Here is a 13,856-nt window from a genome sequence, read left to right on the forward strand (position 1 = left end):
TTTTCCGCGTTAGAAATAGCCGGACGAGGAAATATAAGCTCAATATTCTCCATATCATCCATGTAGAATTTCAGGCACTCGTAAGGCCACATTAAATCCAATCAGGAATATAGGAACAAGGAAAACGATATTCTTATACATTGTATCAAATTGGCCTGTTCTATTTACCAAAGATAATATGAAAAACTAATGGCTAGTTCTTAAATAGGTCACTGAGTAAATACCTGCATGAATATTAATATATAATCCCAGATTGTCTAACGATCAATGATTTCCAGTTTCGCAAATCGAAGCAGCAGCTTTTTTATATCGCCTTTTACAAATTGTATTTCCGCCTTTTTGTCATTCCCTGCTCCTTCAATACGCAATACCTTACCACGACCAAAACGAGTGTGATTTATCAAAGTACCCTCCGATAGATTTGGATCTATTGTATTTGTATTTCCAATGGGCTTAGATAATTCCGGTTTAAGTTTTCTTAGTTTTCTTAGTTGATTTTTATTGGGTTTTCCAATACCTGGTGGAATACCATTTTCAGGCTTTAGCTGTCGCAGTCTTGATTTATCAACTTCACCAAAAATATCGGTATTAATTAAAGGTTTATATCGATACGTATCTACGGGAGTCAGGTTCTCCATATACTTATCCTCTATTTCTTCAATAAAACGACTGGGTTCGGCATCAATTAATTTACCCCAGCGATATCTGTTTTGTGTGTAGGTTAGATATGCCTGCTCCTCAGCACGGGTTAACGCAACATAAAAGAGTCTGCGCTCTTCTTCCAACTCACTACGTGTATTCATGCTCATTGCAGAAGGGAAAAGATCCTCTTCCATCCCAACAATATAAACAAAAGGAAACTCTAATCCTTTTGCCATGTGAATGGTCATTAGAGCCACCCGATCATCATCACCGGTGTCCTTATCCAAATCCGTGGCCAATGCTACATCTTCCAGAAACTCGGTAAGATCGCCTTTTGCATCCGCCAATTCCTTTTGCCCTTCAACAAAGTCTTTGATGCCATTTAATAATTCTTCTATATTCTCCATTCGAGCAATACCCTCGGGAGTGCCGTCTTTTTTAAACTCCAGGAGGATGCCCGTTTTCTTAGCCACATGCTCGGCCAGAGTAAAAGCATCCGCACTCTCGTTCATAATCTGAAAACTCTTAATCATATTAGTAAAATCTTCGAGTTTTCTTTTTGTGCCTGTATTTATTTTTAAATCTATTTTATCTAAATTCTCCATTACATCAAATATAGATCTTGAGTAATGGTTTGCCGCAACGGTTAGCCTATCTACTGTGGTTTGGCCAATCCCACGAGTGGGGTAATTTATAACTCTTTTTAAAGCTTCTTCATCCTTTGGGTTGATTACCAGCCTAAGATAGGATAACAAGTCCTTGATTTCCTTTCGCTGATAAAAAGAAAGTCCTCCATAAATTCTGTACGGAATATCTCTTTTACGCAAGGCATCCTCAATGCCACGGGATTGGGAGTTTGTGCGATAAAGAACCGCAAAATCTCCATTTGCCCGCTGGTTTTGCATTTTATTTTCAAAAATAGAGCCTGCCACATATCTTCCTTCCTCAGCATCTGTTGTACTTCTGTGAACTTTTATTTTCGTACCCTCATCATTCGCTGTCCAAACTACCTTTTCCAGTTGGTTCTTGTTGTTGGCAATGATCGAATTTGCGGCGTTAACTATATTTTTGGTAGAGCGGTAATTTTGCTCTAACCTATACACTGCAACATCATCATAGTCCCGCTGAAAGTTTAAGATATTTGTTATGTTGGCGCCTCTGAAAGAATAAATACTCTGAGCGTCATCTCCTACAACGCAAATATTTTGAAAACGGTCAGCTAGCGCTTTTACAATAAGATATTGAGAGTGATTGGTATCCTGATACTCATCTACCAGAATATATCTGAACCTTTCCTGATATTTCATTAAAACTTCCGGGAAACGGCTTAGTAGTTCATTGGTACGCAAAAGCAAGTCATCAAAATCCATTGCACCTGCTTTAAAGCATCGGTCCACGTAGTTTTGATAAATGTCACCCAACCTCGGTCGCTTTGCCATGGCGTCTGCCTCCAACAATTCGGGATTTTGGAAGTAGGCTTTAACGGTTATTAGACTGTTTTTGTAAGATGAAATACGATTTTGAATTTGTTTGTATTTATAAATGTCCTTGTCTAATCCCATTTCTTTAATTATCGATGAAATTAAACGCTGTGAATCCTGAGTGTCATAAATCGTGTAATTACTTGGATAACCTAATTTATCACCATCAAAACGAAGTAAACGTGCGAAAATGGAGTGAAAAGTTCCCATCCATAAGTTCTTTGCTTCAGACCCGCCCACAATGCTGGCTATTCGCTTTTTCATTTCTCTCGCAGCCTTGTTGGTAAAGGTAAGTGCAAGAATATTAAAGGGATCAACACCCTGCTCCATTAAGTGGGCAATTCTAAATGTAAGAACCCGGGTTTTTCCTGAACCGGCACCTGCAATTACCATAAGTGGTCCTTCCTTGTGTAAAACAGGGCCTTTTTGAGCGTCATTTAAATCATCCAGAAAAGTATTCAAGTTAGATGCATTTTATTAAGTGAATTTAGCCATAATTAACCTCATGAAAAAGTTATAATCTAATATTTCTAAACTTTGACTTCTTATTGTCTGCTATTCTTATATCTTTAGAAAATCTATTGAACTACATGTCAAAAAAAAAAATTTTAACTTCGCATTGGGCCTTTTATTCGAATTTACTTCTTTGCATTCACAAACATTAGAATCGGATCCGTTATAGATCCAATACTTATAAGTGCAAAAATTATCGATGGCCTGCAAACTATTATGAGCAGAGAAGCTGATCATGCCAATGAGCTTGCTGTCATCTCCGGTGGTAACATTAAAAATGGGGTCCGTTTTAATAGTATTCATGAAAGTACTGAAATGATTGGTACAATATGGTCACTGGATTAGGGTACGTAACAATACCCCAAATATTTTAATTGATGATAACGGTTTAATACTAGGTGTAAAAACGCTTAAGGAAATGAGCCTGGATTTCTTAAATATGTAAGATTGAATTTTCTACCGGCCTTTAATTCGATCATTTAGTATAAACATTCTATATTAGAATACAATTATTTGACAAAGAAACAATTTGAGAAACTTTAAATAAGTTATTTTTGTGTCACATTTTATAAGCAGGATTAAAAATCCTATTTTTTAATTAATATAAATTCCCTATGAATAGAATTACTTTATCATTACTCCTTTTAGTTTTGACAGGAACTACCTTGCATGCGCAAAATAAAAAAGAGCTAAGAGCTCAGCTTAACACCTTGAATTCGGAGTTGGAAAGTACTAAGACTGAACTTTTAGAATCGAAAAAAAATGAAAAAATAAGTGCAGCCAGGGCAGATTCTTTTGAAAGTCAGTTACAGGGATTGGAGGAAAACAATGCCACTCTATTACAAAACTTAAATAACTTCACCGCGCAATCTAGTAACAAGCAGGACAACCTCGGCAATGTAATGACAAGCCTGAGAAAGAAAGAAGGCGAACTGAAATTTATTAAAGACGCATTAACCAGCAATGACTCAATTTCTCTGCTCGTGCTTACCAATTTCAAGCAAACCTTGGGGGAAAATGCTAATATAAAAGTTGAACGTGGATCAGTTGTTGTAATTATGGATCATACCTCTTTATTTGGAGCCAATACTAACAAGACAGAATTACAAGCCGGAGCTACAGAATCTCTGAGTAAAATAGCAGGCGTAATTAAGGCTAATCCTGATATGGCTGTCACTCTTGAATTCCATACCGATGATGCTCTCAGCTGGGATATTGTCTATGGACAGGCTGCTTCGATAACCAAAATTATTGGCCCTACTGCAAATGTTAAAGCAGAGCGAATTTTGGTCTCCAGAAAAACAGATTTATCCAATTCTTTATATATTAGGCTTCACCCCAATTTCAATTTATTCTACATTGACGTAAGACAAAATATGAAGAAATGAAAGAAGGAATCCTCGGATATGGTTATAATGCAACTTTCCTGTTAAGATAAAATACTGCTATAATTTTTTAAATAATCTGACGTTCTACATCCATAAACCAAACTAAATATCAAAAACATGAGTGGGGACGGAATTTTTCAACTATTCGCATATTTATTACCGGCCGTGGTAACCGGAGCCATAGCTTTTTATTTTTTTAGACTACATACCAGAAACGAGGAAGGTCGCAGAAGATTTTTACTTCACAAAGATGCGCAAAAAGATGCCATGCCTATACGCTTGCAAGCCTATGAAAGGATGGCACTGTTTTTAGAGCGCATATCAATACCCAGTCTTGTAGTGCGAGTTGCGCCAAAATCTGCTGAGAAAAATGCTTATGAGCAATTATTGATTCGAAGTATTGAAAACGAATTTGATCACAATTTGTCGCAACAGATCTATATGAGTGATGATTGTTGGAATATTATAAAAGCTGCTAAAAATGCTACAATTCAATCCATAAGAAAAGTCGGAATGAGTGAATCTGACTCCGCTGACAAGTTGCGTGAAGATATTCTCAATGAAACTATGGATAAACAATCCCCTTCTGCAACAGCACTTGCATATGTGAAAAAGGAAATTGGAGAAATTTGGTGATTGGTTTAAAGGAATATGAATTACTGTTCCGGTTCAAAAGCACTTATTTCTACATTTTTAGTCTTTGCAAACTCATATCCCTTTTCCCACCAGGATGTCATTTTCTCCTTATCGAAGATTAGTGAATTTGTGGTCAACACTGTAGGGGTGTAATATAAATTGATTATTGCATTATTATTATTGGCAACATATTTTCCAATTCTGATATTCTGACGCTCAATTCTATCCAACATAAATGCAAACATACTGGTCAAGAGCGAAAATGCATTCTTGGAAGGCATTCTGTTAAAGTGAGTTACTTCAGTATGTAAAATAATTGCGTCTACTTCTGTTGCCCCTCTCATAATAGCCTCTTCAATAGGGACCATACTTCCAAGTCCTCCATCAGCATACTCGCAACCTTCTTTTCGTACCAGGCTCATAAAAGGCGTATAATTGCAAGAAATCCAAATCCATTCACAAAAATCCTCATATTCAAAATCTTTAATGGATTTATACTCCACCGCATTTAAAGAGAGATTGGAAACTGTAACTACAATATCCTTTGGTCCGGATTTAAGAATCTCAAATTCTTCAGGCGTGATAGTATTTTTTATAAGTTCCAAAAGATTGAGGCTTTCGCCAAAAGTTTTGCTACCCCTGTAAAAATTCTTTAGCACATTCCAGTGGTTTATACCAATATTTGCCACACCATATTTATTTTGAATCACAAAAGGGCAGTTGCTAAAGATACTGTCCTGATTTACTGAAGTATAAACATCCTTTATTTTTTGAATCTTTTGAAGTGCCAAATGTGAAATTAGCAAGCTACCTGTAGATGTCCCAAGGAAAAGGTCATAATTGTGACCTAATTCCTGCATTAGGTATTGGGCAACCCCACCTGCAAAGGCCCCTTTACTTCCACCCCCGGATATGACTAAAGCTCTCATTCTACCTCCAGTTTACTTTTTATATAACGCAATTCTTTTTCATTTAGTTCTTCGGACAATTTAAGTAATCGCTCCTTTTGTTTGTCATCTTTTAATAACTTTTCTATCAAGTTTCTGGCAAAATTTCTGAATTGCCAGGAATGATGAATTGAGGCATCAACTAAATCCAGTAGATTTTGATCTGTCAAAGGAAAAACCTCAGCCAGCAAAGAAAAGGCATTCTGCCGTACTTCAAAAGAATATTTAGCTGAGGTATATCCAAATAATTCCTCGGTATAACCTGCTTTCTGTACATCATTTAAATAGTCTTTCGTTAATACCGCCAAAAACAACCAAAGCAAACGTACATTTTTATTGGGTAGGCCTATAACTCCCTTAGTTCTTTCCAAATATGCTATTCTATCATTTGGATATGATATCCACAAACGGTAAAGAGCATTTTCAATTGTAATATAACTTTTATCCTGCAATAATGATTCAAATTGATTTTTAAGTCCGGAAGGTATTCTATCGGTTGTAATACACAAAGCCTGTCTTGTCTTCAAGTCTTTAGTAGTAAATGCATTTTTTAAAAAACTTTCGGACAGAGATTTATGATAGTCCAGGATGATATTTTCTTTTATCCTGGTTGATAAATTATTATCCCATAACTTTTTAATTAGTTGTTCATTATTGGTATTACTGGATGTCAATTCCCATTGAAGGTCAAAATAAGTTTGCAAATCAGTTGAAGATGCTGCGAGTAATTTCTTTACCTTTTCAAAAGGAAATTGTGTTCCTTTTAACCAAACTTGTACAAATTCTAACAGGTCCATTTCACTTACTAATTCCATCTCCGAGATAAAATCAGATATAGTCACATTGGAATACTGATATTTATTTAAATACGCCTGAATACCTTCTTTAAATGCCTTATCGCCTAGCTTATCTCTAAGAATATGAAGTGCCCAGGCGCCTTTTTCATAAAAGGTTAAACTACTGGCTTTAGGATTCGTTAACGCTTCACCTTTTCCCTGGTTGGATAATTTTTGCAATTGTTTGGCAGATTCGTAAAGCTTCCAATAAAAATAATCATCGCCGAATAGTTTTTTTTCTGCCAGCAGTGCATAATATGTGGCAAATCCTTCATGAAGCCAATGATGATTCCCATCTTTTTCAGTTACCAGATTCCCGAACCACTGATGGGCCATTTCATGAGCGTTCACATTTACATAATTCTTATCCACAAAAGCGACACTGTCTATTACAAATCCATCAGAAAAAATAGTAGTCCCGGTATTCTCCATCCCCGAATATAAAAAATCACGCACAGGTATCTGTTTGTAATTCTGCCACGGATATGCTATCCCGATTTCATTAGAAAGAAAATCAAAAATTTCCCCGCTATACCTGTAGGTTGGTTCTTCTTTTAAGCTGTCCCCGGGATAGTAATAAAGCTCTATAGGTATTCCACTCTTACTAATAAACCTCTTACTTTTATAATTCCCAATTGCAAAAGCCAGCAGATAACTGCTCATTGGCTTGTTCATATCAAAGAACCAGGTTCTCAGCGATTCTTTTAAAAGCGTATCTTTTAATTTACCATTTGCAATAACTTCATAATCTTTATCAAAAGTGAGACTAAGATCAAACTCAACTTTCTCATTCATATCATCAAAACTGGGAAGCCAGTGACTGGTATATTTTCCCTGACCCTGAGTCCATATTTGATTATTATTAGGAATTGAGTCTTCCCATCCTAAAAAGTAAACCGTTTGCTTTGGAATTGTAGAATAATCCAGTGTTAACTTATACGTTTTGTCTGCTTTAAGTTTTTTATAAAAAAATAGTTTTTCTTTAGTATTTGTATTTCGCACTTTTTTGCCGTTCAATAAAACAGATGAAAACTCCATGTTTTTGGCATCTAAAAAAACAGAATCCGTCTTTTTGAGTACTTTAAACGAATAAGTTACTTTACCATTTAATCTTTTATAACCCGGATCTGGAATTATATCAACATCCGCTTTAAAGAAATCAACTGAAGGCTGCGGCTGACTAAATAAAAAACCCGTAAAAAGAATGAATAAAAGTAAATTAGTAAACTTCATAATTGTTATTGTACAATTGTCAGACCAAAATTAGCATTTTGTGGTATTGCAGTTGTATGCAGTAACCATTATTTTCGTTCCATGAATACGAACTATCTTCAAACTCCTGTTACTTATTTGAAAGGTGTTGGTCCAAACAGGTCCGAAATACTGCACTCGGAGTTAGGGGTAGTAACTTACCAGGATTTGATTAATCTGTTTCCTAACAGGTATATTGATAAAACAAGGTATTATAAAATCAATGAGTTACAAAGAGGAAATGCAGATGTTCAACTTATAGGGGAAATCATCCGTATTAAAACTGTAGAGCAAAAAAAGGGAAACCGGTTAGTGGCTACATTTAAGGATGCTGGCAGCGAAATGGAGCTGGTTTGGTTCAGAGGGCAGAAATGGATTCGGGAAAATATTAAATTAAATACCCCTTATGTCATTTTTGGAAGAACAAATTGGTTTAGTGGCAAATTTTCAATGCCACACCCGGAAATGGAATTACTTTCTGAGCATGAAAAAGGGATAAAGGTGTCGTTGCAACCAATATATCCATCCACAGAAAAACTAAGTGCCAGGGGGATTACGAACAGAGTAATCAGTAAATTGGTGCAACAATTATTTGTAGAAACAAAGGGAGAATTTAAAGAAACACTCTCCCCTACTATACTTGATGAACTCAGGCTTATTTCAAAAACTGAGGCCATGTTCAATATTCACTTTCCCAAAGACCTTAAACTATTATCAAGAGCACAATTTCGCCTGAAATTTGAAGAATTATTTTATATTCAATTACAGCTTATCTCAAAAAAATTAATTCGAAAACAAAAGATAAAAGGCTATCCCTTTGAAAAAGTAGATAAGCTATTTAACAGCTTTTATAAAGATTATTTGCCTTTTGAACTTACAGCTGCTCAAAAGAAAGTCATAAAAGAAATAAGGGCAGATCTCGGTAGCAAAGCTCAAATGAATCGTCTTTTACAAGGGGATGTGGGATCTGGTAAAACTGTAGTAGCCTTAATGTCAATTTTATTGGCACTGGATAATGGTTATCAGGCTTGTTTAATGGCTCCCACAGAAATATTGGCCAACCAGCATTACAAAGGCATTAAAGAATTGTTGGGAGAAATTGGGGTTAGTATAGCTTTACTTACCGGATCAGTTAAAAAAGCACAGAGAAGAGTTATTCATGAGCATCTCGAAGATGGCACGCTTGATCTTCTTATTGGCACACATGCTGTATTGGAAGATAAAGTTAAATTTAAAAATCTTGGGTTAGCAATAATTGATGAGCAGCACAGGTTTGGAGTCGCTCAAAGGTCCAAATTATGGCATAAGAATGAGGTACCTCCGCACATATTGGTAATGACAGCAACTCCAATTCCAAGAACCTTGGCGATGAGCCTTTATGGGGATCTTGATATTTCAGTAATTGATGAGCTGCCACCCGGAAGAAAGGCTGTAAAGACTGCGCACAGATATGACAAAAACCGATTAAAAGTATTTCAATTCTTGCGAGATGAAATAAAGAAGGGAAGACAGATATATATTGTTTATCCGCTTATTCAAGAGTCAGAAGCATTGGATTATAAGGATTTGATGGATGGCTATGAGAGTATTGCACGAGATTTTCCATTACCGGATTATCAGATTTCAATAGTGCACGGCAAGATGAAACCGCAGGATAAAGAATATGAAATGGAACGCTTTGTTAAAGGTGAAACAAACATAATGGTTGCTACAACTGTCATTGAAGTAGGTGTTGATATCCCCAATGCCTCCGTTATGATTATTGAAAGCGCAGAACGCTTCGGACTATCGCAACTGCATCAATTAAGAGGTCGTGTTGGTCGTGGAGCTGAACAGAGCTATTGTATCCTGATGACTAGCCATAAATTATCTTCAGATGCCAAAACCAGACTCGTAACCATGACCAATACTAACGATGGATTTGAAATTGCGGAAGTAGACTTAAAATTACGGGGGCCGGGTGATCTAATGGGAACACAGCAAAGTGGTATTCTGAATCTTAAAATTGCCGATATTGTAAAGGACAATGATATCTTGAAAACCGCCAGATATTATGCTATAAAGGTTCTTAATGAGGATCCGGGATTGCAGGAAGAAGAAAATAAACAAATTAGATATGCCTATGCCCAATTAATGAAGCATAAGAATATCTGGAATTATATAAGTTAATAGCCCTCCATGTATTTTTTTCATCGCTTAGTTTCTTTAAATATTAATTTTATAGTTAGATTTCATTGAAGATAGGCATAGCCTTTTCTTGTAATTATTACAGGAATTTTAAACAGGAAATACCTCTGAATTCTATACAAACATTCACATATTGATAAGTAGATAGATTAGCGCCCCATGTTAACATAAAACTGAAAAGTGGGCATATTCGATTTATATAATTGATTATCAATAGTTTGCATTACTAAATAGCTTATTGAACATCGTAATATATAAGCACATTGTTTCACCCCCTTTTACTTGTATTTCATACATTTGTTAGCTGTGCTAAAAAGCTATTTATTAGTTATTTGAATATTATATGAAAAAAACACTATTTGATAAAGTTTGGGACTCACACGTAGTCCAAAAGGTACTGAATGGCCCTGACGTGTTGTTTATTGACCGTCATCTTGTCCATGAAGTAACAAGTCCAGTGGCATTTCGGGGCTTAAAGAATAGAAAAATTAAGGTTTTATATCCAGAACGCACCTTTGCCACGGCAGACCATAATACACCTACATTAAACCAACATCTACCGGTTAAAGATCCCTTGTCCGCCAATCAACTTCGGGCATTGGAGCAGAACGCGATGGAGCATCAAATTCCCTATTGGGGACTTGGTCACGAAAAAAACGGCATTGTCCATGTAATAGGCCCTGAGAATGGAATTACGTTACCGGGGTCGACAATTGTTTGCGGCGACTCACATACTTCAACACATGGCGCATTTGGTGCCATAGCATTTGGAATTGGGACTTCGGAGGTAGAAATGGTTTTGGCTACCCAGTGCATTATGCAGCCTAAACCTAAAAGCATGCGTATTACAATAAATGGTAAATTAAATAATGCGGTTACACCGAAAGATGTGGCTCTTTATATTATTTCTAAATTGAGCACTTCGGGGGCTACTGGATATTTTGTTGAATACGCCGGAGATGTCTTTAAACAGATGTCTATGGAGGGACGTATGACTGTTTGTAATTTAAGTATTGAAATGGGTGCACGTGGGGGCATGATCGCTCCGGATGAAAAAACATTTGAATATATTAAAAATCGAGAGTATACGCCAAAAGGCGAAGCCTGGATTAAGGCAATGACTTATTGGGAAACATTATTTACAGATAATGATTCTGTTTTTGATAGGGAAATCACATTCAACGGTGAAGATATAGAACCAATGATTACTTATGGGACTAATCCGGGCATGGGTATGGGAATATCAGGTGGTATCCCTAAATCTGATGCTATTGAAGGTGGTGCATCTACATATAAAAAATCTCTTCAATATATGAATTTTGAAGAGGGTGAAAATATGCTGGGGAAGGAAATAGATTTTGTTTTCCTTGGAAGTTGTACTAATGGCAGGATTGAGGATTTCAGGGCATTTACGAATCTGGTTAAAGGAAGACAAAAGGCCAAAAATGTAACTGCCTGGCTGGTTCCAGGCTCGCACAAAGTGGAAGACGCTATTAAAAAAGAAGGTTTGTTGGATATCCTGAACAAGGCAGGTTTTGAATTAAGAGAGCCGGGTTGCTCCGCTTGTCTTGCTATGAATGACGACAAAATTCCTGCTGGCAAATATGCCGTGAGTACGTCTAACAGGAATTTTGAAGGAAGGCAGGGCCCCGGATCAAGGACGCTTCTTGCCAGTCCTTTGGTAGCCGCAGCAGCAGCAGTAACTGGTAAGGTAACAGACCCAAGGGAGTTAATGGTTTTCGAAATAGCCTAATTTTTTTAATAATTAACGGATACAAATTCTAATGGCATACGATAAATTTAAAGTTTTAAGCAGTACAGCTGTTCCACTTCCAATAGAAAATGTGGATACAGATCAGATTATCCCGGCCAGGTTCCTAAAAGCAACCGAACGCAAGGGTTTTGGTGATAACCTTTTTCGGGATTGGAGATATCAATCTGGCAATACTCCCAAAGAACATTTTGTACTGAACAACCCTATTTATAGCGGTAAAATCTTGGTAGGTGGGAAAAATTTTGGATCTGGTTCTTCAAGAGAACACGCAGCATGGGCCATCTATGATTATGGTTTTCGGTGTGTTGTAAGCAGTTTTTTTGCGGATATATTCCGGGGCAATTGTATGAATATTGGCGTTTTACCTGTTCAGGTAAGCTCAAACTTTCTTACAAAGATCTTCGAGGCAATTGAAGCTAATCCAAATACTGAATTTGAAGTCAATCTTCCGGATCAAACATTCACTATTAAGACAACAGGTGAAAAGGAAAGTTTCGAAATAAATGACTACAAAAAAGAAAACTTACTCAACGGATTTGACGATATTGATTATTTGCTAAATATTAAGAGTGAAATTGAATCTTTTGCGAAAGACACACCTCTTTAAAATTTAAGTAAACTAATACTTTTTAAGCCATTTTACATTTAGCATGAATAAGAGGAAGATTGAAATAATGGATACAACATTGAGGGATGGAGAACAAACCTCTGGCGTATCCTTCACTGCAGCAGAAAAGCTTAATCTGGCTAGACTTCTTATAGATGAATTGAAAGTGGATCGTATAGAAATTGCATCTGCCCGAGTTTCAGAGGGCGAATTTAAGTCAGTCGAACAGATAGCCAGCTGGGCAAAGAGCGCTGGGTATTTGGATCGTATTGAAATACTTACATTTGTCGATAACGGTCTTTCGCTCAAATGGATGAAAAAGACAGGGGCCAAAGTTCAAAACCTTTTAACCAAGGGTTCTTTGAATCATCTGACCTATCAACTTAAAAAAACACCCGAGGAGCATTTTGAAGATATTGCAAATGTACTTGCAGAGGCAAAAAAGCAGGGAATTACTACCAACGTTTACCTTGAAGATTGGAGTAATGGGATGCGAAATTCACCTGATTATGTTTTTCAATATCTCGACTTCCTTACTACACAACCTGTTAAAAGAATATTATTACCGGATACTCTTGGCATTTTGACTCATAGCGAAACTTTTGATTTTATCTCGCAAATTGTTACTCGCTATCCTGATACACACTTCGATTTTCATGGGCATAATGATTATGACTTAAGCGTCGCAAATGTTATGGAAGCCCTGAGGGCAGGTTGTCACGGATTACACCTGACTATAAATGGCATGGGAGAACGCGCCGGTAACGCGCCATTGGCAAGTGTAGTGGCGGTTATAAATGATTTTATGCCGGAAATCGAAATTAATGTGCAAGAGTCTTCCCTTTTTAAAGTTAGTAAAATCGTATCAACATTTACCGGGTTTGGTATTCCGGCCAATAAGCCTATTGTTGGTGATAATGTATTTACACAAACTGCTGGTATACATGCAGATGGAGACAATAAAAAGAATTTATACTTTAATGATCTATTGCCTGAACGTTTTGGTAGAAAACGCAAATATGCTCTTGGTAAAACCTCGGGGAAAGCCAATATTCAAAAAAATCTTCAGGAATTAGGACTTACTCTTAATGATGTAGAAATAAAAAAAGTAACGCAACGTATTATTGAATTAGGTGACAAAAAAGAGAAAGTTACTAAAGAAGATCTTCCATATATTATTTCAGATGTATTGGATACTGAGTCATATCAACAAAAAACATTTGTTAAATCCTATGTGCTTACGCATTCTAAGGGCCTTAAACCTTCAACTACTGTGGCGGTGGAAATTGAAGGTCAGTCTTACGAGGAAAACGCCCAGGGAGACGGCCAGTTTGATGCTTTTATGAATGCACTGAGAAAAGTATATAAATCTAAAAAAATAGACCTTCCTGTTCTTACCGATTACGCGGTACGAATACCTCCGGGTAGTAACTCTGATGCATTATGCGAGACCATTATAACCTGGCAAGACAAAGAGAAAGACTTTATAACGCGTGGTCTGGATTCGGATCAGACTGTTTCCGCCATTAAGGCAACTGAAAAAATGTTGAATATCATTTAAAGAATCTTTAAAAAGACAAATATTTTCTACTAA

General features: G+C 36.6%; 9 protein-coding genes and 1 pseudogene. 7 read left to right on the plus strand and 3 right to left on the minus strand.

Going from position 1 to position 13,856, the window contains the following annotated elements; all coding sequences use genetic code 11:
* Positions 1-257 precede the first annotated feature (257 nt).
* On the minus strand, positions 258-2,585 hold the full coding sequence (locus Q0X66_RS00270; RefSeq protein WP_297702468.1) for an ATP-dependent helicase: 2,328 nt from the start codon (positions 2,583-2,585) through the stop codon (positions 258-260).
* 210 nt (positions 2,586-2,795) lie between these two features.
* Between Q0X66_RS00270 and Q0X66_RS15900 the strand changes: the two are divergent.
* The 3 genes and pseudogenes from Q0X66_RS15900 to Q0X66_RS00285 all read left to right on the plus strand — a co-directional run.
* Positions 2,796-3,081, plus strand: a pseudogene (locus tag Q0X66_RS15900) (hypothetical protein); the annotation flags it as partial.
* A 169-nt stretch (positions 3,082-3,250) separates the two neighbouring features.
* Positions 3,251-4,024 carry a hypothetical protein gene (locus Q0X66_RS00280; RefSeq protein ID WP_297702469.1) on the plus strand — a complete coding sequence of 258 codons (774 nt, stop codon included), beginning with the start codon at positions 3,251-3,253 and terminating at the stop codon, positions 4,022-4,024.
* 117 nt (positions 4,025-4,141) lie between these two features.
* Positions 4,142-4,660 carry a hypothetical protein gene (locus tag Q0X66_RS00285; RefSeq protein WP_297702470.1) on the plus strand — a complete coding sequence of 173 codons (519 nt, stop codon included), beginning with the start codon at positions 4,142-4,144 and terminating at the stop codon, positions 4,658-4,660.
* Positions 4,661-4,680: 20 nt separating this feature from the next.
* Here Q0X66_RS00285 and Q0X66_RS00290 read toward each other — a convergent pair whose 3' ends face one another.
* Positions 4,681-5,589, minus strand: coding sequence for a patatin-like phospholipase family protein (locus tag Q0X66_RS00290; RefSeq protein ID WP_297702471.1), 909 nt, complete (start codon positions 5,587-5,589; stop codon positions 4,681-4,683).
* Positions 5,586-7,676 (minus strand): M1 family metallopeptidase, encoded by a 2,091-nt coding sequence (locus Q0X66_RS00295; RefSeq protein ID WP_297702472.1) that lies wholly within the window; start codon positions 7,674-7,676, stop codon positions 5,586-5,588. The genes Q0X66_RS00290 and Q0X66_RS00295 overlap by 4 nt, the downstream gene beginning before the upstream one ends.
* A gap of 81 nt (positions 7,677-7,757) precedes the next feature.
* On the opposite strand from Q0X66_RS00295, the gene recG reads away from it, so the two are divergent.
* The 4 genes from recG to Q0X66_RS00315 all read left to right on the plus strand — a co-directional run bounded on the left by recG (position 7,758) and on the right by Q0X66_RS00315 (position 13,823).
* The gene (gene recG / locus Q0X66_RS00300) at positions 7,758-9,863 is read left to right on the plus strand and encodes an ATP-dependent DNA helicase RecG (protein WP_297702473.1); all 2,106 of its coding nucleotides are present in this window, start codon (positions 7,758-7,760) and stop codon (positions 9,861-9,863) included.
* Positions 9,864-10,224: 361 nt separating this feature from the next.
* On the plus strand, positions 10,225-11,634 hold the full coding sequence (gene leuC, locus Q0X66_RS00305; protein WP_297702474.1) for a 3-isopropylmalate dehydratase large subunit: 1,410 nt from the start codon (positions 10,225-10,227) through the stop codon (positions 11,632-11,634).
* Between the two features lie 31 nt (positions 11,635-11,665).
* Entirely contained in the window at positions 11,666-12,262 is a 597-nt protein-coding gene (leuD, locus tag Q0X66_RS00310) for a 3-isopropylmalate dehydratase small subunit (RefSeq protein ID WP_297702475.1), read from the plus strand.
* A gap of 43 nt (positions 12,263-12,305) precedes the next feature.
* Entirely contained in the window at positions 12,306-13,823 is a 1,518-nt protein-coding gene (locus Q0X66_RS00315) for an alpha-isopropylmalate synthase regulatory domain-containing protein (protein ID WP_297702476.1), read from the plus strand.
* Positions 13,824-13,856: the final 33 nt, after the last annotated feature.

It is taken from the genome of uncultured Eudoraea sp., from assembly GCF_947260015.1.
Classification (GTDB): domain Bacteria; phylum Bacteroidota; class Bacteroidia; order Flavobacteriales; family Flavobacteriaceae; genus Eudoraea.

Excerpts from the sequence above, each read along its gene's own strand:
- Q0X66_RS00295 (WP_297702472.1), bottom strand. The coding sequence starts at position 7,676 with ATGAAGTTTACTAATTTACTTTTATTCATTCTTTTTACGGGTTTTTTA.
- Q0X66_RS00290 (WP_297702471.1), bottom strand. The coding sequence starts at position 5,589 with ATGAGAGCTTTAGTCATATCCGGGGGTGGAAGTAAAGGGGCCTTTGCA.
- leuD (WP_297702475.1), top strand. The coding sequence starts at position 11,666 with ATGGCATACGATAAATTTAAAGTTTTAAGCAGTACAGCTGTTCCACTT.
- Q0X66_RS00315 (WP_297702476.1), top strand. The coding sequence starts at position 12,306 with ATGAATAAGAGGAAGATTGAAATAATGGATACAACATTGAGGGATGGA.
- leuC (WP_297702474.1), top strand. The coding sequence starts at position 10,225 with ATGAAAAAAACACTATTTGATAAAGTTTGGGACTCACACGTAGTCCAA.
- Q0X66_RS00285 (WP_297702470.1), top strand. The coding sequence starts at position 4,142 with ATGAGTGGGGACGGAATTTTTCAACTATTCGCATATTTATTACCGGCC.
- Q0X66_RS00280 (WP_297702469.1), top strand. The coding sequence starts at position 3,251 with ATGAATAGAATTACTTTATCATTACTCCTTTTAGTTTTGACAGGAACT.
- recG (WP_297702473.1), top strand. The coding sequence starts at position 7,758 with ATGAATACGAACTATCTTCAAACTCCTGTTACTTATTTGAAAGGTGTT.